Here is an 18727-nt window from a genome sequence, read left to right on the forward strand (position 1 = left end):
GGGGGAGGCGGAGGGGAGGCGCACGGAGGGAAGCGAGGGTCGCACGCCAGAGCGCCTTGCCTGACGTCTGCCCCGCGCGTGCTGCCGACAATCGTTCGGTTCGCGGGCTTTCCCCCGGCTCGTATCCTGGGCCCGCATTCAGTCCGCGTACGCGCGCCTCAGCCGTGAGCCGGTGCGCGCAGGTGTCAGAGAGGTCGCACGGTGTCACACAGTCCCGGTCCGCAGCAGATCCCGGTGGTCGTCCTCGCCGGATTCCTCGGCTCCGGCAAGACGACCCTGCTCAACCACCTGCTGCACCGCAGTGGAGGCAGCCGGATCGGTGCGATCGTCAACGACTTCGGCGCCATCGAGATCGACGCCATGGCCGTGGCCGGAGCGCTCGGCGACTCCACCGTCTCCCTCGGCAACGGCTGCCTGTGCTGCGCGGTCGACGCCAGTGAGCTCGACGTCTACCTCGAACGCCTCGCCCGCCCGGCCGCCGGCATCGACGTCATCGTGATCGAGGCCAGCGGCCTCGCCGAGCCCCAGGAACTCGTGCGGATGGTGCTGGCCAGCGACCACCCGCGGATCGTGTACGGCGGACTCGTCGAGGTCGTCGACGCGGCCGAGTTCGACGGCACCCGGGCGAAGCACCCCGAGATCGACCGCCACCTCGCCCTGGCGGACCTGGTCGTGGTGAACAAGGTGGACCGGGCGCCCGACGCCGACGGGATCCTCGGGCTGGTCCGCTCCCTCGCCGACCGCGCCGCCGTCGTCCCCGCCGCCCACGGCCGCATCGACCCCGAGTTCCTCTTCGACTGCCGGCCGAGCGAGGAGCGCGTGGGGCAGCTGTCCTTCGACGACCTGCACGACCACGACGCGGACGAGCACGCCGGCCATCTCCACACCGGCTACGACAGCGTCTCCTTCACCTCCGAAGTCCCCCTCGCCCCAAGGCCGTTGCTGGAGTTCCTCGACAGCCGGCCGGAAGGGCTGTACCGGATCAAGGGGTATGTCGACTTCGGTCCGCACGACCCGGTCAACCGGTACGCCGTGCACGCCGTGGGTCGTTTCCTGCGCTTCTACCCCGAACCCTGGCCGAACGCCGAGACCCGCGCCACCCAGCTCGTCCTCATCGGGTCGGGCATCGACGCCGCAGCGCTCGGCAGGGAACTCCAGGCGTGCGTGAGCGACGCCCCACCCGCCGGCGAACACGACCTGTGGGGCGTCCTGCGCTACGTGCCGGACCCCGAGGAGGAGGCCTTCCAGGAGGCCCCGGCCTAGACCGGCCCCGCCACCACCGACACCGTCTTCGGCAGCGACACTCCCGAGCCGTCACGGCGCGGGTCGATCTCCGGGAGGTCGGCCGGCAGGCCGTTCTTCTGTGCCGCCTTGGCCGGGACGGGGCCCGCCCAGGCCAGCGACAGACAGTCCTCGCCCTTCAGGAACCGCTGGCAGCGCACACCGCCGGTGGCGCGGCCCTTGCGCGGATACTGGTCGAAGGGGGTGAGCTTGGCGGTCGTCTGCACGGAGTCGTCCAGCGTTCCGCGCGAGCCCGCGATGGTGAAGACCACCGCGTCCACGGCGGGGTCGACGGCCGTGAACGAGATCACCTTCGCGCCCTCGGTGAGCTTGATGCCCGCCATCCCGCCCGCCGGACGGCCCTGCGGGCGCACCTGGGCGGCCTGGAAGCGCAGCAGTTGCGCGTCGTCGGTGATGAAGACCAGGTCCTCCTCGCCGGTCCGCAGCTCGACCGCCCCGACGATCCGGTCGCCGTCCCTCAGGCCGATGACCTCCAGCTCGCCCTTGTTGGTCGGATAGTCGGGCACGACGCGCTTGACCACACCCTGTTCCGTGCCGATCGCCAGACCCGGCGACGACTCGTCGAGCGTGGTCAGACAGACGACGCTCTCGTCGCCCTCGAGGGAGACGAACTCCGCCAGCGGGGCGCCGCCCGAGAGGTTCGGCACCGACGCGGTGTCCGGGAGCTGCGGCAGATCCACGACGTTGATCCGCAGCAGGCGGCCCGCGGAGGTGACCGCGCCGATCTCCCCGCGCGCGGTGGCCGCGACGGCGGAGACGATCACGTCGTGCTTGGTGCGCCTGCCGTCCCCGTCCTCGGATTCCGCGAAGGGCTCGCCGTTCGCCGTGCGGGCCAGCAGACCCGTGGACGACAGCAGCACCCGGCAGGGGTCGTCCGCGACCTGCAGGGGCACGGCCGCCGTCGTGGCTCCCGACGACTCCAGCAGCACCGTACGACGCTCGGTGCCGAACTTCTTCGCCACCACGGCCAGTTCGGCCGAGACCAGCTTGCGCAGCTCCGCGTCCGAGTCCAGGATCCGGGTCAGCTCGGCGATCTCCTCGTTGAGCCGCTCCTTCTCCGCCTCCAGCTCGATGCGGTCGAACTTGGTGAGCCGGCGCAGTGGGGTGTCCAGGATGTACTGGGTCTGGATCTCCGACAGCGAGAAGCGCTCCATCAGGCGCTCCTTCGCCTGCGCGCTGTTCTCGCTGGAGCGGATCAGCCGGATGACCTCGTCGATGTCGACGAGCGCCGTCAGCAGTCCCTCCACCAGGTGCAGCCGGTCGCGGCGCTTGCCGCGGCGGAACTCGCTGCGGCGGCGCACGACGTTGAACCGGTGGTCGAGGTAGACCTCCAGGAGCTCCTTGAGGCCCAGCGTGAGCGGCTGGCCGTCGACCAGTGCCACGTTGTTGATGCCGAAGGACTCCTCCATCGGCGTCAGCTTGTAGAGCTGCTCCAGGACCGCCTCCGGCACGAAGCCGTTCTTGATCTCGATGACCAGGCGCAGGCCGTGCGCGCGGTCGGTGAGGTCCTTGACGTCGGCGATGCCCTGGATCTTCTTCGAGCCCACCAGATCCTTGATCTTGGCGATGACCTTCTCGGGACCCACGGTGAAGGGCAGCTCGGTGATGACCAGACCCTTGCGGCGCGCGGTCACGGTCTCCACCGCGACGGTGGCGCGGATCTTGAACGTGCCGCGGCCGTTCTCGTAGGCGTCCCGGATGCCGGAGAGGCCGACGATCCGGCCGCCGGTGGGCAGGTCGGGGCCCGGCACGAACTTCATCAGGGCGTCCAGATCCGCGCCGGGGTGGCGGATCAGGTGGCGGGCGGCGGCGACGACCTCGCCCAGGTTGTGCGGCGGCATGTTCGTGGCCATGCCGACCGCGATCCCGGACGCGCCGTTGACCAGGAGGTTCGGGAACGCGGCGGGCAGCGCGACCGGTTCCTGCTCCTGGCCGTCGTAGTTCGGCGCGAAATCGACCGTGTCCTCGTCGATCGACTCCGTCATCAGACTGGTCGCCGCGGCCTGCCGGCACTCGGTGTACCGCATCGCGGCCGGCGGGTCGTCGTTGCCCAGCGAACCGAAGTTGCCGTGGCCGTCGACCAGCGGCAGGCGCATGGAGAAGGGCTGGGCCATGCGCACCAGGGCGTCGTAGATCGACGCGTCGCCGTGGGGGTGCAGCTTGCCCATGACCTCGCCGACGACACGGGCGCACTTCACATACCCGCGCTCGGGGCGCAGGCCCATCTCGTTCATCTGGTAGACGATCCGGCGGTGCACCGGCTTGAGACCGTCACGGGCGTCCGGCAGGGCGCGGGAGTAGATGACCGAGTACGCGTACTCGAGAAAGGAGCCCTGCATCTCGTCGACGACGTCGATGTCGAGGATGCGCTCCTCGTACGAGTCGTCGGGCGGCGGGGTCTTCGTGCTGCGGCGGGCCATCGCTGCCGGCTCCTTGCTGGGGCGTGTGACGGGAACTGATGCGGACCATTGTGGACCGTGGCACTGACAGTGCGGGCGAGGGCCCGGCGTCGGCCGTCCGGGCCCGCACGCGCAGGCACCTCCGCCACGGCTGCCCGCAGGCTACGCGATCTCGCTCTCGGCGTACGTCGTCCGGGAACTTCGCCGACCGTGCGCACGCTTGCATACAGTGGCAGGACCGGCAGGAAAACCGCGGTTTCGACGACCGCGTCCGCGATCGGAAGGGACGTACATGCCCATGGGTCACACCGCCACAGCCCAGGCAGGCTCCGGGGGCCTGACAGCGACCGAGCACCGCCTGGCCAACGGTCTGCGCGTGGTGCTCTCGGAGGACCACCTGACCCCCGTCGCGGCGGTGTGCCTCTGGTACGACGTCGGCTCGCGCCATGAAGTCAAGGGCCGCACCGGCCTTGCTCACCTATTCGAGCACCTGATGTTCCAGGGCTCCGGCCAGGTCAAGGGCAACGGCCACTTCGAGCTGGTCCAGGGCGCGGGCGGGTCGCTCAACGGCACCACCAGCTTCGAGCGCACCAACTACTTCGAGACCATGCCCGCCCACCAGCTGGAGCTCGCGCTCTGGCTGGAGGCCGACCGCATGGGCTCCCTGCTCACGGCGCTCGACGACGAGTCGATGGAGAACCAGCGCGACGTCGTCAAGAACGAGCGCCGTCAGCGTTACGACAACGTCCCCTACGGCACGGCCTTCGAGAAGCTGACCGCTCTCGCCTACCCGGACGGCCACCCCTACCACCACACGCCGATCGGCTCGATGGCCGACCTGGACGCGGCGACGCTGGAGGACGCGCGCGCGTTCTTCCGCACCTACTACGCGCCGAACAACGCGGTGCTGTCGGTCGTCGGCGACATCGACCCTGAGCAGACCCTCGCCTGGGTGGAGAAGTACTTCGGCTCCATCCCCGGCCACGACGGCAAGCCCGACCCGCGCGACGGCTCCCTGCCCGACGTCATCGGCGAGCAGCTGCGCGAGATCGTCGAGGAGGAGGTGCCGGCCCGCGCCCTGATGGCCGCCTACCGGCTGCCCGAGGACGGCACGCGCGCGTGCGACGCCGCCGACCTGGCGCTCACCGTCCTCGGCGGCGGCGAGTCCTCCCGCCTCTACAACCGGCTCGTGCGCCGCGACCGCACGGCCGTGGCCGCCGGCTTCGGCCTGCTGCGGCTCGCCGGGGCGCCCTCGCTGGGCTGGCTGGACGTGAAGACGTCCGGCGACGTCGAGGTGCCCGTCATCGAGTCCGCCATCGACGAGGAGCTCGCCCGGTTCGCCGAGGAGGGCCCCACGGCCGAGGAAATGGAGCGCGCCCAGGCCCAGTTGGAGCGCGAGTGGCTGGACCGGCTCGGCACGGTCGCCGGCCGCGCGGACGAACTGTGCCGCTTCGCCGTCCTGTTCGGCGACCCGCAGCTCGCCCTCACCGCCGTCCAGCGCGTCCTGGACGTGACGCCCGAGGAGGTGCAGGAGGTCGCCAAGGCCCGTCTGCGCCCCGACAACCGCGCGGTGCTCGTCTACGAGCCGACCGCCGCCGAAGCCCCCGCCGACCAGGACGAGAACGAGGAGGCGGCCCGGTGACCGAGCTCGCCACGATGGACTTCCACCCCCAGCCCCGGGCGGGCGAGGCCAAACCGTGGGCATTCCCGGCGCCCGCGCGGACGGCCCTGTCCAACGGTCTGACCGTGCTGCACTGCCACCGGCCCGGCCAGCAGGTCGTCGCCGTCGAGATCCTCCTCGACGCGCCGCTGGACGCCGAACCCGCCGGCCTCGACGGCGTCGCCACGATCATGGCCCGCGCCTTCTCCGAGGGCACCGACAAGCACTCCGCCGAGGAGTTCGCCGCCGAACTCGAGCGCTGCGGCGCCACCTTGGACGCGCACGCCGACCACCCCGGCGTCCGCCTGAGCCTCGAAGTGCCGGCCTCACGGCTGGCCAAGGGCCTCGGTCTGCTCGCCGACGCCCTCCGGGCGCCCGCGTTCGCCGACAGCGAGGTCGAGCGCCTCGTCCGCAACCGCCTGGACGAGATCCCGCACGAGCTGGCCAACCCCGCCCGGCGCGCCGCCAAGGAGTTCTTCAAGGAGCTGTTCCCGGACACCGCGCGCATGTCGCGTCCGCGTCAGGGCACCGCGGACACCGTCGAGAAGATCGACTCGGCCGCCGTCCGCGCCTTCCACGAGAAGCACGTCCGCCCCGCCACGGCCACCGCCGTGGTCGTCGGCGACCTCACGGGGATCGACCTGGAGGCGCTCCTGGGCGACACCCTGGGCGCCTGGACGGGCTCCTCCGCGCAGCCGCGGCCCGTGCCGCCGGTGACCGCGGACGACACCGGCCGTGTCCTCATCGTGGACCGCCCCGGCGCCGTCCAGACGCAGCTGCTGATCGGCCGCATCGGCGCCGACCGGCACGACCGCGTGTGGCCCGCGCAGGTGCTCGGCACGTACTGCCTCGGCGGCACCCTCACCTCCCGCCTGGACCGCGTCCTGCGCGAGGAGAAGGGCTACACCTACGGCGTCCGCGCCTTCGGCCAGGTCCTGCTGTCCGCCCCCGACGGCTCGGGCGCCGCGATGCTCGCCATCAGCGGCTCCGTGGACACCCCCAACACCGGCCCCGCGCTGGACGACCTGTGGAAGGTGCTGCGCACCCTCGCCGCCGAGGGCCTGACCGACGCCGAGCGGGACGTCGCCGTGCAGAACCTGGTCGGGGTCGCGCCGCTGAAGTTCGAGACCGCCGCGGCCGTCGCGGGCACGCTGGCCGACCAGGTCGAGCAGCACCTGCCCGACGACTACCAGGCGACGCTGTACCGGCAGCTCGCCGCCACCGGCACGGTGGAGGCCACCGCGGCGGCCGTGAACGCCTTCCCGGTGGACCGGCTGGTGACCGTCCTGGTGGGTGACGCGGCCCGGATCAAGGAGCCGGTCGAGGCCCTCGGCATCGGCGAGGTGAAGGTCGTCTCCGCGGAGTAGCCCGCAACGGCACGCGCGCGCAGGGGCCCTGGTCGACGGACACGTCACCAGGGCTTCTGAATGTCCGAATTGGGGCGGAGGCGGCCCGTCTGCCCTGTGGGATGCGCTACAAAACCCTGGATTCGTTTGAGGATTGAAACCCGCGCCGTTTAGCGTCATCCGGGCTGTTCGTCAGGCAGTGCGCCGCAGCCGCGGCACCGGACAGTCATCGCCGAGTCCCCGTACGGCGCGAGCCAGGGGAGCCGGGGACCCACTTGTGCAGTCCCTGGGGTGAATCGGACGCCCGCGCGAACGCGAGGGTGTCCGTAGGAGACCTTCCTGCTCCGAACCCGTCAGCTAACCCGGTAGGCGAGAGGGAAGGAAAGGACACCCCTGACTTCATGGCGTTCACCTGCGCCACCGGGAAGCACCGTCGGCCCAGCCGGATGCAGCGCACCACCGCCCGCGCGGCGGGCGTCGCGGCGCTCGCCACCACCGGTGTCATGGCCACCGTCGCCTCCACTCCGGCGTTCGCCGCCACGGAGCCCGCGCCCGAGCAGACCGGTCTGATCCCCGTCGTCACCGCCGGCGAGTCCGTCGCCGAGCAGCTCGACGACCAGGTCGCCGCACAGAAGCACGCCGCCTTCGAGGAGGCCGCCCGCCAGGCCGCCGCGAAGAAGGCGGTGGAAGAGCGTGAGGCACGCGTGCGTGCCGCTCGTGAGGCCGAGCGCAAGCGCTTGAACACCTTCGTGATGCCGATCACCGGCTCCTACGTCTCCACCGGCTACCAGGCCAGCAGCTCCCTGTGGTCCTCCGGCAGCCACACCGGCATCGACTTCCACGCCGCCAGCGGAACCACCGTGCACGCGGTCGGTCTGGGCACCGTCGTGGAGGCCGGCTGGGGCGGGGCCTACGGCAACCAGGTCGTCATCAAGATGAACGACGGCACGTACACCCAGTACGGTCACCTGTCGTCCATCGAGGTGTCGGTCGGCCAGCAGGTCACCCCGGGCCAGCGGATCGCCCTGTCGGGCGCCACCGGCAACGTGACCGGCCCGCATCTGCACTTCGAGGCCCGCACGTCCCCGGAGTACGGCTCGGACATCGACCCGGTCGCCTACCTCCGCCAGCACGGCGTGAACGTCTGACGACACACGGCGACAGATCGTCTGGCCCCGGCCCTCTCGGCCGGGGCTTTGCCGTTTCCCCGGGCGTGTTGTCCAAAAAATATCCCCGGATTCCGGTCCGCCATCGGAAATTCCCGTTCATTGCAATAGAGTCACTGAACACACGTCAATCGTCGACGTTTCACGGGGATTAAGGCGGAGGTCCGTCATGCGTATTCCGGCGCACTCGGTGTGCACGGCCGTCCGGGACGACATCGTCGCGGGTGTCTACGAGCGCGGCAGCCGCCTCACCGAGGAACTCCTCGCCCGCCGCTACGGCGTTTCTCGTGTCCCCGTCCGCGAGGCGCTGCGCACGCTGGAGGCGGAGGGCTTCGTCGTGACGCGGCGGCACGCGGGCGCGTGCGTCGCGGAACCGACCGAGCAGGAGGCGGCGGACCTGCTGGAGATGCGCATGCTGCTGGAGCCCCTCGGCGCCTCCCGGGCCGCCCAGCGGCGCACCGAGGCCCATCTGAAGGTGCTGCGCGGCCTCGTCCGGCTGGGCCAGGAGCGGGCCAGGAGGGGCAACAGCGACGATCTGCGCTCCCTGGGCGGGTGGTTCCACGAGACGCTCGCCCAGGCCTCCGGTAGCCATGCCCTGACGTCGATGCTCACCCAGCTGCGCCACAAGATCGCCTGGATGTACACGGTGGACGCCCCCGCCGACCCCGCGGAGTCCTGGGCGGAGCACGGCGCGATCGTGGACGCGGTGACGCGCGGCGACGGGGAGCGGGCCCGTGCGATCACGGCGCTGCACACCGAGCGCGCGACGGCGGCGCACCGACTGCGTTTTTCCGGTGGCGGGGAGCGCGTCGACCGCGTGAGGACTTCGCAACCTCCCGTAAACATGACGGGTCTCCGGCATTAACAAGAGGGCCGTATACAAAGAAGGGGATAATTCGCGGGGGATTATTTCTGCTGCCCGTCGACGGGAAATGCGAAGGGCTCGCCCGATAATTCGGGCGAGCCCTTCAGTATTAAGGGTGACGCGCTCAGACGGTCTCGGGGAGTTCCTCGAGGCCCTCGGCGACCAGCTTCGCCAGTCGGTCGAGTGCGACGTCCGCGCCCTCGGCGTCGGAGGCGAGGACGATCTCCTCGCCGCCCTGGGCGCCCAGGCCGAGGACGGCCAGCATGGAGGCCGCGTTGACGGGGTTGCCGTCGGCCTTGGCGATCGTCACCGGGATGCCTGCGGCCGTGGCGGCCCGGACGAAGATGGAAGCGGGGCGGGCGTGAAGGCCCTCGGCCCAGCCGACGTTGACGCGGCGCTCAGCCATGTGATGCTGCCCTTCGGTGTCTCAGGTTGTCTAGACCAGTGTTCCACACGTGAAGCGTGTGAGGGAGGGTCCGTTTCGTCCCCTCCCGTGGTGTGGTCGTCGGATCGCGGCCTCGATCCGACGTCCGTCCTCCACAGACTGCCTCGCGCCGTTGTCGGACGCGAGCCGTACTCTGGGCCCCATGCGAAGCGCGTCGGACCGGCACGAGTACCCCGCCCACTGGGAGGCCGACGTGGTGCTGCGCGACGGCGGCACCGCACGCATCCGCCCCATCACCGTCGATGACGCCGAGCGCCTGGTCAGCTTCTACGAGCAGGTCTCGGACGAGTCGAAGTACTACCGCTTCTTCGCGCCCTACCCGCGCCTGTCCGCAAAGGACGTCCACCGCTTCACGCACCACGACTTTGTGGACCGGGTGGGACTCGCGGCCACGGTGGGCGGCGAGTTCATCGCCACCGTACGCTACGACCGCATCGGCGCCGACGGCATGGCCGCCTCCGCGCCCGCGGACGAGGCGGAGGTCGCCTTCCTCGTGCAGGACGCCCACCAGGGGCGCGGCGTCGCCTCCGCGCTCCTCGAGCACATCGCGGCCGTCGCACGCGAGCGAGACATCCGCCGCTTCGCCGCCGAGGTGCTCCCCGCCAACAGCAAGATGATCAAGGTGTTCACGGACGCCGGCTACACCCAGAAGCGCAGCTTCGAGGACGGCGTGGTCCGCCTGGAGTTCGACCTCGAACCCACCGAGCGCTCCGTCGCCGTGCAGCGCGCGCGGGAGCAGCGTGCGGAGGCGCACTCCGTACGACGCCTGCTGGCGCCCGGTTCCGTCGCCGTCGTCGGCGTCGGCCGCGCCCCGGGCGGCGTCGGCCGCAGCGTCCTGGGCAACCTCCGGGAGGCCGGGTTCACCGGCCCCCTGTACGCCGTGAACAAGGCCTTCCCCGAGGACCTGAAAGAGCTCGACGGGGTACCCGCGTACCGCTCCGTGCGCGACATGGAGGCGCCTGTCGACCTCGCGGTCGTCGCCGTCCCGGCCGCGTACGTGCCCGACGTCGTCGCCGAGTGCGGCGAGCACGGCGTGCAGGGACTCGTCGTCCTGTCCGCCGGCTACGCCGAGAGCGGCCGCGACGGGCGCGAGCGCCAGCGCCAACTCGTCCGGCAGGCACGCGCGTACGGCATGCGGATCATCGGGCCCAACGCCTTCGGGGTCATCAACACCTCCCCGGACGTGCGGCTGAACGCGTCCCTCGCCCCGGAGATGCCGAGGGCCGGCCGGATCGGTCTGTTCGCCCAGTCCGGCGCCATCGGCATCGCCCTGCTGTCCCGGCTGCACCGGCGCGGCGGAGGCGTCACCGGCGTCACCGGCGTGTCCACGTTCGTCTCCTCCGGCAACCGCGCGGACGTCTCCGGCAACGACGTCCTCCAGTACTGGTACGACGACCCCGACACCGACGTCGCCCTCATGTACCTGGAGTCCATCGGCAACCCGCGCAAGTTCACCCGCCTCGCGCGGCGCACGGCGGCGGCCAAGCCCCTGGTCGTCGTCCAGGGCGCCGGCTCCGCCCCGCAAGGGCACGCCGTGCGGGCGACCCGGCTGCCCCACGCGACCGTGTCGGCGCTGCTGCGGCAGGCCGGCGTGATCCGCGTCGACACCATCACCGAACTGGTCGACGCCGGCCTGCTGCTCGCCCGTCAGCCGCTGCCGACAGGACCACGCGTCGCGATCCTCGGCAACTCCGAGTCCCTGGGGCTGCTCACCTACGACGCCTGCCTCTCGGAGGGGCTGCGCCCCCTGCCTCCGCTGGACCTGACGACGGAGGCCTCGGCGGAGGACTTCCACGCGGCACTGGCGCGCGCCCTGGCCGACGAGACGTGCGACGCGGTGGTGGTGACGGCGATCCCGGCGATCGGGGAGAGGTCGCCCGGCGACGCGGAACTCGCCCAGGCGCTGCGCTCGGCCGCGGCCGCCGCTCCCGCCAAACCGGTGCTCGTCGTGCACGTGGAACTCGGTGGTCTCGCGGCGGCGCTCTCCGCCGCGGCGAGCACCGCACCGCGCGCGGAAGCCGCCACACGCGCGCGTGCCTCGACGCAGACGCAGACGCAGGCACAGACGCAGCACGCCGGGCTGCCGCAGCCCGCGCCCGTGGAGGCACCCGAGGGAGCACACCTCATCCCCGCCTACCCCGCCGCCGAACGCGCCGTCCGTGCCCTGGCCGAGGCCGTGAAGTACGCCCAGTGGCGGCGCGAAGCGGCCGAGCCGGGCAAGGTCCCCGAGTACGACGACATCGACGAGAAGGGCGCCGCCGAACTGATCGGCGGCCTCCTCGCGCGCGGGCAGGGCCTCACCCTGGGTACCGAGGACACCTGCGAGCTGCTCGGCCGCTACGGCATCCGGACCCGCCGGGCGATCCCCGCGCCCACCCCCGACGAGGCGGCGCGGGCCGCGGACGCCCTCGGCTACCCCGTGGCCCTCAAGGCCACCGCCCCGCACCTGCGCCACCGGGCCGACCTGGGCGGCGTACGCCTCGACCTGGCCGACGAGGAGCAACTGCGCAGGGCGTTCGCCGAGTTGACCGAGCTCTTCGGCAAGCCTCAGGAGCTGCGCCCGGTCGTCCAGGCGATGGCGCCGCGCGGGGTCGACACGGTCGTCCGCGCGGTCATCGACCCGGCGGCGGGAGCGGTACTGTCCTTCGGGCTCGCCGGGGCCGCCTCGCAGCTGCTCGAAGACATGGCGCACCGGCTGGTCCCGGTCACCGACCGCGACGCGAGCTCGCTGGTCCGCTCCATCCGGACCGCCCCGCTCCTGTTCGGCTGGCGCGGCTCGACGCCCGTCGACACTCCGGCCCTGGAAGAACTCCTCCTACGGGTCTCCCGGCTGGTCGACGACCACCCCGAGGTCGTCGCCGTCACCCTGGAACCGGTCGTCGTCGCCCCGCACGGCCTCAGCGTCCTCGGCGCGTCGGTACGCCTCGCGCCGCCGCCCGCCCGCGACGACCTCGGCCCGAGGACGCTGCCCACGTACTGAACAGAGCGGGCCGCACGACGCACCGAAATAGGCCACCGCCGACCGCCGAGCCGGACGCCCAGCACCCACCGCAGGACGCCGACCGCCCCAGCACCGACCGCCACCGACCCCCGACCGAGCAGCACCGACCGCCGGACGCCCAGCACCCACCGCCGGACGCCCACCACCCACAGGCACCGACCGCCGCGATCACGCATCCCAAGGTGTTCCCGCGGGAGCCGCCCCCGTTGCTCCCGCGCACTTCACCCCCCTCGCCCGTCGCCACGGACGCAGCGGGACCGAACCCCGCTCCTGCTGCCCGATGGCGGGGAGAGGCTGGAGATCGTCGGGGAGCACGCCGTGCGGGACACGGTCGCCGCGGGCTCCGGCGGATCGGACCGCGGACGCCACAGGCCCACGGAAGCGGTGCCGAGCGGTGCCTCGCAGTCAGTGGGTCCCCGTAGGATGAGGGCATGGCCAAGACCAGTACGACGACCCAGGGGCTGCGCGCGGCGATCGAGCGCAGCGGCTACTACCCGGCCCTCGTGGCCGAGGCGGTGGAGGCCGCCGTGGGCGGCGAGCCGATCCGGTCGTTCCTGGTCCACCAGGAGACCACGTTCGACCAGAACGAGGTGCGCCGGCACGTGACCGTGCTGGTGCTCACCGGCAACCGCTTCATCGTCAGCCACACCGACGAGCAGGCCGCCGACACCACCTCCCCGACGCCGTACGCCACGACGTCCACGGAGTCCGTGAAGCTCGGCCGGATCTCGTCGGTCGTGCTGAGCCGCGTGGTCGCCAACCCCGAGTCGTACACGCCGGGCACGCCGCCGCGCGAGGTCGTGCTCACCATCGGCTGGGGCGCGGTGTCCCGCATCGACCTGGAGCCGGCCGCCTGCGGCGACCCCAACTGCGACGCCGACCACGGCTATACCGGCAGCTCGACGGCGGACGACCTCAGCCTGCGCGTCAGCGAGGCCGGGGACGGGCCGGAGACGGTGCGCCAGGCTCTTGCCTTCGCCCAGTCGCTGTCCGAAGCCACCGCGGACGTCACCCGCTGATGGCCCAGTCCGCCCCCTGGGACTACCCCGAGCCGCTCCCCGTCGGTTCCGCCCCCGTCCCCGAGTACGGCTCCGGCTCCCTCGCCGACCTGCTGCCCACGCTGGCGGCGGGCATGGACGTACCCGGCACGACCGCGGTGATCACGGAGCTCGCGCCGGCCGACCGCAACTGCGTCTTCCTGATCGACGGCCTCGGCTGGGAGCAGATCAAGGCCCACCCCGACGAGGCGCCGTACCTGCACGCGCTGCTTGGCAGCTCGCGCGGCGGCACCGGGCGTCCGCTGACCGCCGGCTACCCGGCGACCACCGCGACCTCGCTGGCCTCCGTCGGCACCGGCCTGCCGCCGGGCGCCCACGGCCTGCCCGGCTACACCGTGCGCAACCCGGCCACCGGAGAGCTGATGAACCAGCTCCGCTGGCAGCCGTGGACCGCGCCGGGCATCTGGCAGCCGTACCCCACGGTCTTCCAGCTCGCCCAGCGGGCGGGTGTGCACGCGGCCCAGGTGACGTCCCCCGCGTTCCAGAACACCCCGCTGACCAAGGTCGCGCTCAGCGGCGGAACGTTTCACGGGCGGCTCAGCGGCGAAGAGCGCATGGACCTCGCCGCCGAGCAACTCGCCGCCGGGGACCGCTCCCTCGTCTACACCTACTACGCCGAACTGGACGGCGCCGGACACCGCTACGGCGTCGCCTCCGACACCTGGCGCGGTCAGCTCATGTACGTCGACCGGCTCGTCCAGCGCCTCGCCGAGCAACTGCCGCAGCGCAGCGCGCTCTACGTCACCGCCGACCACGGCATGATCGACGTGCCCTTCGACGAGGAGCACCGCATCGACTTCGACGCGGACTGGGAACTGCGCGCCGGCGTCGCCCTGCTGGGCGGCGAGGGCCGGGCCCGCCACGTCTATGCCGTGCCGGGCGCCGAGGAGGACGTGCTGACCTGCTGGCGCGAGGTGCTCGGCGAGCAGTTCTGGGTGGCCTCACGCGACGAGGCGATCGCCGCGGGCTGGTTCGGGCCGCGGATCGACGAGCGGGTGTACGCCCGCCTCGGCGACGTGATCGCGGCCGCCCGGGACGACGTCCTGATCATCGCCTCCGAGCGGGAGCCGAAGGAGTCGGCGATGGTCGGCAACCACGGCTCGATGACCCCTGCCGAGCAACTGGTCCCCCTGCTCGAAGTACGCTCCTGAAGCCGGACCGTTTCTCCTCCTGACCCCGTCCTCCTCCCTTCCGCGTTGTCCCTCTCCTTCACCGAAAGGCGCTCGACTCCCCATGCCCGAGCTGGTGTTCTTCTCCGGAACCATGGACTGCGGGAAGTCGACGCTGGCCCTCCAGATAGAGCACAACCGCTCCGCACGCGGTCTGCAGGGCATGATCTTCACGCGGGACGACCGTGCGGGCGAGGGCAAGCTGTCCTCCCGCCTGGGCCTGGTCACCGACGCGGTCGAGGTCGAGGACGGCCAGGATCTGTACGCCTACCTGGTGGAACACCTCTCGCAGGGCGGCCGCGCGGACTACGTGATCGCGGACGAGGCGCAGTTCCTGGCCGAGGAGCAGATCGACCAGCTCGCGCGCGTGGTCGACGACCTCGGCGTCGACGTCTACGCCTTCGGCATCACCACCGACTTCCGCTCCAAGCTGTTCCCCGGCTCGCAGCGGCTGGTCGAACTCGCCGACCGCGTGGAGGTCCTCCAGGTCGAGGCGCTGTGCTGGTGCGGCGCCCGCGCCACGCACAACGCCCGCACGGCGGGCGGCGTCATGGTCGTCGAGGGCGCACAGGTCGTCGTCGGGGACGTCGACCAGGCGGACACGATCGGCTACGAGGTCCTGTGCCGGCGCCACCACCGGCGCCGGATGACCGCGTCGTCGGCACGGGCGGCGGCCCTGTCGCCCGACGTGCTGCCGGTCCAGCAGATCTAGGGCCGGGTACCCGGTCCGGGGAGCGCGCTCACCGCGGTTCCTGGATCAGGGAGAAGCGGGCCCCCTCGGGATCGGCCACGGACGCCACGCGCCCGTGCGCGCTGTCGTGGGCCGGCTCGAGGACGCGCCCGCCGAGGCCGACGACGAGGGCGAGCGCCGCGTCCGCGTCGGCCACCTCGAAGTACGTCGTCCAGTGCGGCCCCAGGTCCCGTGGCAGCGAGGCGCCCACACCGTGGATGCCGGCGACCGGCCGGCCGGCGACGCGCAGGGTCACGTAGTCGAGGTCGGCGGAGACCGCCGGCTCCTCCTCGTAACCGAACACCGTCGCGTAGAACTTGCGGACTCCCGCGGTCTCATAGGTCGTCAGCTCGTTCCAGGCCGGCGTGCCGGGTACGCCAGTGATGAGGGTGCCGACGTGTGCCGCGGCCTGCCAGACGCCGAACACGGCGCCGGACGGGTCGGAACCGATCGCCAGGCGTCCGGCGTCGGAGGCGTCCAGGGGACCGACCCCGATCGTGCCGCCGCACAGCCGGACCGTTTCGGCGGTCGTGTCCACGTCGTAGGAGGCGAGGTAGGGCGTCCAGGCGACAGGAAGGTGGCTGTCCGGGGACAGTTGGCCGATGCCGGCCACCTCACGGCCGTCCAGCAGCGCCTGCACGTAGGGGCCGAGCTGCCGTGGACCGGGCTGGAACTCCCAGCCGAAGAGCTCGCCGTAGAACTCCTGCGTCGCGGTCAACCCGTGCGCCATCAGACTCACCCAGCAGGGTGTGCCGGGCGCGTAGCGAGCGTGTGCTGCGCCGGTCGGGCCGGCCGACCCACCTGCCTCGGTCATCGTCACTCTCTCCTCGGCCACTCGTGGCGGCCGCGTCGTTTCCGCCCTCGGAGGATGCCTGATGGGGGGTTTCTCGTCGGTTCACGCGCGGTTGTCGCCGTATGTCGATCGCCGGTACGGCATGTGCTCGACCCGGCACTCCTCGTGATCGAGCGTGTCCGGCGGAGCAGAGTAGCCGGACATGGGCGACGGAGCCACCCCGTACGCGAGGATGGTGGCCATGAACGCCATCATCACCGCATCGGAACTGGCCGGCGAGCTGGCCGGAGACAATCCACCCGTGGTCCTCGACGTCCGCTGGCAGCTCAGCGTGGCAAAGGCGGCCGGGGAGCCGCCGTTCGACGGGCGGGCCGCCTACGCGGCCGGGCACGTGCCCGGCGCGGTCTACGTCGATCTGGACCGGGAGCTCGCGGGAACGGCGGGCGACCGGGGCCGCCACCCGCTGCCGGACCTCGAGGAGTTCGGCGCGGCGATGCGCCGGGCGGGCGTCTCGGCCGGCCGGCCGGTGGTCGTGTACGACGGCGGGCAGGGCTGGGCGGCGGCACGCGCGTGGTGGCTGCTGCGTTGGACAGGTCACCCGGACGTGCGGGTCCTCGACGGAGGGTTGCCGGCATGGCGGGGTGAGCTCGAGGCCGACGTCCCCGCGCGCGTGGAGGGCGACTTCGAGCCGGCGCCCGGAGCCGCGGGGTTGCTCGACGCGGACGGCGCGGCGGCCCTGGCCCGCTCCGGTGTGTTGTTCGACGCCCGCGCGGGGGAGCGGTACCGGGGCGAGGTCGAGCCGATCGACCGGGTGGGCGGACACATTCCGGGCGCGGTCTCCGCGCCCACGAACGACAACCTGGCCCCGGACGGCCGTTTCCTGCCCGCCGAGGACCTGAAGGACCGCTTCAAGGCGCTGGGGGCGTCGGACGGCGTGGAGGTGGGCGTGTACTGCGGCTCGGGCGTCTCCGGCGCTCACGAAGTGCTCGCTCTGGAGGTCGCCGGCATTCCCGCGGCCCTGTACGTCGGGTCCTGGTCGGAGTGGTCCGCGGACCCGGCCCGGCCGGTCGCCGTGGGCCCCGACCCCCAGTGACCCCTGCGCACGGACAGAGGAGGAGGGCCGCACCGAACGGGTGAGGCCCTCCTCCGCGTTGGCATGAACTGCCGACGGGTGTCTCCGGAGGTACGGACGCGTGTGTACGGGCGTGCAGACGCGTATGCCCCGACGGGCGTAGGCGCATGCACGGACGTGCGGACGCGTTGCACGGACGTGCGGTACCGGAGAAGAGAGCCCGCGAACCGGCGGAACCCTCGAGCGAGTTGCCCGAGGGCCGCTTGCTCCGCCCCTGTCGCCTACTCCTGCTTCTTGCGGCGCGTGCCGAACACGATCTCGTCCCAGCTCGGCACCGCGGCCCGGCGGCCCGGACGCACGCCGTCCGCCTCGGCCTGACGGTCGGTGGCGCCGACGAGACGGTCGCGGTGGCTGCCGACGGAACGCGGCATGAGGACGTCCGCGTAGGCGGAACCGGCGGAGGCGGCGGGCGCCGGGGGCTCCTCGGCGACGACCTCCTGCTCGTCGGGCTCCTCCGTGACGGGCTCCGCCGGGCGCTCCGGGACGACCATGTCGCCCCGGAAACTCGGCACCGCCTCCAACAGGCTGGTCAGCGAGTCGCGTTCGCGCTCGCTCGTGCTCTCCTCGTCCGGCTCGGACGGCAGTGCCGGCAGACTCGGCCGCTCGCGGTCGAGGGCGCGGTCCAGCGGGCGGTCGCGTGGCAGCCGGGCGATACGCGGAACGAAGGGAAAGCTGGGCTCCGGGGCGGCCAGGTCGTCGGACTCGCCGATCAGGGAACGCGCCTCGTCGTCGACGGCCTGGACGAGCCGCCGGGGAGGGTCGTACGTCCAGCTCGCCGAGTGGGGTTCGCCCGCGACCATGTAGACCAGCAGGACCTCCCAGGTGCCGTCGTCGCGGCGCCACGAGTCCCACTGGACGGTGTCCTTGTCGGCGCCGCGCAGCAGCAGGCGTTCCTGGACGGCCTCGCCGAGCTGCGGACCGGCGTTCTCGCCGGGCCGGCGGACCGGGGTCTTCCGGGCGCGCTCGGCCATGAAGGCCCGCTCGGCCAGCACGGGGCCCTCGAACCGGCGCACGCGGTCGACGGGAATGCCGGCCATCTGCGCGACTTCTTCCGCTGTCGCACCGGCACGTATACGCGCCTGGATGTCGCGGGGGCGGAGATGGCTCTCCACCTCGATCTCGATCTGGCCGAGGCGGGGACGGTCGCCGCGGACGGCGGCGCGCAGACGCTCATCGATCGGAAGCGTGTACTCCGTGCTGTCCGCAGCCTTCAGCACCAGCCGTGTGCCGTCATTCGAGACGGCCACGACACGCAGTTCGGGCATGGGGACCTCCCGGGTGGTGCCTGCCGACGTCACGTGCGTCGCTGCTTCCGCTAGTCGAGTGTGGCCTGCCCGGGTGCAGCCTGCCACAACCTTGCCGAGTTGCCCGGCGTGTCGGGCACGGGCCCTGCCTCGCCGTTATGGCACGGTTACCTATTCGCCACGCTAAGTGACCAACACCGTCACCCTGTGCAACTAGCCCCCTCCGAGCGGTCCAGCGAGGCCCCGGACATCCTGGCGGGAGACCGGGCCCAGGGCTCGCAACAGTACTCCATTTGGGCCACGTGCGTGGATTGGCGCGCCACCCAACTTCGGGCGACAGGCGGGTCCTGGCCCTCCGTCACACGGCTTTCGCGATCTTGGGAGTGGCACAATTCACGCGATTCCCCCAAGTGGAGC

General features: G+C 72.1%; 15 protein-coding genes and 1 riboswitch. Of the genes, 10 read left to right on the plus strand and 5 right to left on the minus strand.

The window, feature by feature from the left end; translation table 11 throughout:
• Positions 1 to 201: 201 nt before the first annotated feature.
• Complete coding sequence (locus tag ACZ7DE_RS27525) at positions 202 to 1263, plus strand: CobW family GTP-binding protein (RefSeq protein ID WP_470765685.1); 1062 nt, start codon at positions 202 to 204, stop codon at positions 1261 to 1263.
• On the opposite strand, the gene ACZ7DE_RS27530 is transcribed toward ACZ7DE_RS27525, so the two are convergent.
• Complete coding sequence (locus ACZ7DE_RS27530; RefSeq protein WP_470765687.1) at positions 1260 to 3722, minus strand: DNA gyrase/topoisomerase IV subunit A; 2463 nt, start codon at positions 3720 to 3722, stop codon at positions 1260 to 1262. The two genes, ACZ7DE_RS27525 and ACZ7DE_RS27530, sit on opposite strands and share 4 nt — an antisense overlap.
• A 271-nt stretch (positions 3723 to 3993) precedes the next feature.
• On the opposite strand from ACZ7DE_RS27530, the gene ACZ7DE_RS27535 reads away from it, so the two are divergent.
• The 4 genes from ACZ7DE_RS27535 to ACZ7DE_RS27550 all read left to right on the plus strand — a co-directional run bounded on the left by ACZ7DE_RS27535 (position 3994) and on the right by ACZ7DE_RS27550 (position 8738).
• Positions 3994 to 5343 carry a M16 family metallopeptidase gene (locus ACZ7DE_RS27535; protein ID WP_470765689.1) on the plus strand — a complete coding sequence of 450 codons (1350 nt, stop codon included), beginning with the start codon at positions 3994 to 3996 and terminating at the stop codon, positions 5341 to 5343.
• Positions 5340 to 6728 (plus strand): M16 family metallopeptidase, encoded by a 1389-nt coding sequence (locus ACZ7DE_RS27540; RefSeq protein ID WP_470765691.1) that lies wholly within the window; start codon positions 5340 to 5342, stop codon positions 6726 to 6728. The genes ACZ7DE_RS27535 and ACZ7DE_RS27540 overlap by 4 nt, the downstream gene beginning before the upstream one ends.
• Positions 6729 to 6927: 199 nt before the next feature.
• Positions 6928 to 7094, plus strand: a riboswitch (cyclic di-AMP (ydaO/yuaA leader).
• A 14-nt stretch (positions 7095 to 7108) separates the two neighbouring features.
• Complete coding sequence (locus tag ACZ7DE_RS27545; RefSeq protein WP_470765693.1) at positions 7109 to 7855, plus strand: M23 family metallopeptidase; 747 nt, start codon at positions 7109 to 7111, stop codon at positions 7853 to 7855.
• Between the two features lie 187 nt (positions 7856 to 8042).
• Complete coding sequence (locus tag ACZ7DE_RS27550) at positions 8043 to 8738, plus strand: GntR family transcriptional regulator (protein WP_470765694.1); 696 nt, start codon at positions 8043 to 8045, stop codon at positions 8736 to 8738.
• A 124-nt stretch (positions 8739 to 8862) separates the two neighbouring features.
• Here the strand turns inward: ACZ7DE_RS27550 and ACZ7DE_RS27555 are convergent, their stop codons facing one another.
• Positions 8863 to 9144 (minus strand): HPr family phosphocarrier protein, encoded by a 282-nt coding sequence (locus ACZ7DE_RS27555; protein WP_069767459.1) that lies wholly within the window; start codon positions 9142 to 9144, stop codon positions 8863 to 8865.
• A gap of 181 nt (positions 9145 to 9325) precedes the next feature.
• On the opposite strand from ACZ7DE_RS27555, the gene ACZ7DE_RS27560 reads away from it, so the two are divergent.
• The 4 genes from ACZ7DE_RS27560 (at position 9326) to ACZ7DE_RS27575 (ending at position 15123) form a co-directional block, all read left to right on the plus strand.
• Positions 9326 to 12163, plus strand: coding sequence for a bifunctional acetate--CoA ligase family protein/GNAT family N-acetyltransferase (locus tag ACZ7DE_RS27560; RefSeq protein ID WP_470765697.1), 2838 nt, complete (start codon positions 9326 to 9328; stop codon positions 12161 to 12163).
• 452 nt (positions 12164 to 12615) lie between these two features.
• Positions 12616 to 13203: a DUF5998 family protein gene (locus ACZ7DE_RS27565; RefSeq protein WP_470765698.1), complete on the plus strand. Its 588-nt coding sequence runs from the start codon at positions 12616 to 12618 to the stop codon at positions 13201 to 13203.
• Positions 13203 to 14393 (plus strand): alkaline phosphatase family protein, encoded by a 1191-nt coding sequence (locus ACZ7DE_RS27570; protein ID WP_470765700.1) that lies wholly within the window; start codon positions 13203 to 13205, stop codon positions 14391 to 14393. Before ACZ7DE_RS27565 ends, ACZ7DE_RS27570 begins: the two co-directional genes overlap by 1 nt.
• A gap of 82 nt (positions 14394 to 14475) precedes the next feature.
• Positions 14476 to 15123 carry a thymidine kinase gene (locus tag ACZ7DE_RS27575; protein WP_470765702.1) on the plus strand — a complete coding sequence of 216 codons (648 nt, stop codon included), beginning with the start codon at positions 14476 to 14478 and terminating at the stop codon, positions 15121 to 15123.
• A gap of 28 nt (positions 15124 to 15151) precedes the next feature.
• Here the strand turns inward: ACZ7DE_RS27575 and ACZ7DE_RS27580 are convergent, their stop codons facing one another.
• Both ACZ7DE_RS27580 and ACZ7DE_RS27585 read right to left on the minus strand, forming a co-directional pair.
• Positions 15152 to 15955: a VOC family protein gene (locus ACZ7DE_RS27580; RefSeq protein ID WP_470765704.1), complete on the minus strand. Its 804-nt coding sequence runs from the start codon at positions 15953 to 15955 to the stop codon at positions 15152 to 15154.
• An 81-nt stretch (positions 15956 to 16036) separates the two neighbouring features.
• Complete coding sequence (locus ACZ7DE_RS27585; RefSeq protein ID WP_470765706.1) at positions 16037 to 16177, minus strand: hypothetical protein; 141 nt, start codon at positions 16175 to 16177, stop codon at positions 16037 to 16039.
• Between ACZ7DE_RS27585 and ACZ7DE_RS27590 the strand changes: the two genes are divergently transcribed.
• Positions 16176 to 17027, plus strand: a complete 852-nt coding sequence (locus ACZ7DE_RS27590; protein ID WP_470765708.1) for a sulfurtransferase — start codon at positions 16176 to 16178, stop codon at positions 17025 to 17027. The two genes, ACZ7DE_RS27585 and ACZ7DE_RS27590, sit on opposite strands and share 2 nt — an antisense overlap.
• A 260-nt stretch (positions 17028 to 17287) precedes the next feature.
• On the opposite strand, the gene sepH is transcribed toward ACZ7DE_RS27590, so the two are convergent.
• On the minus strand, positions 17288 to 18331 hold the full coding sequence (gene sepH, locus ACZ7DE_RS27595) for a septation protein SepH (RefSeq protein WP_470765709.1): 1044 nt from the start codon (positions 18329 to 18331) through the stop codon (positions 17288 to 17290).
• Between the last annotated feature and the right edge of the window lie 396 nt (positions 18332 to 18727).

This window comes from Streptomyces sp. NPDC037083, from assembly GCF_055606485.1.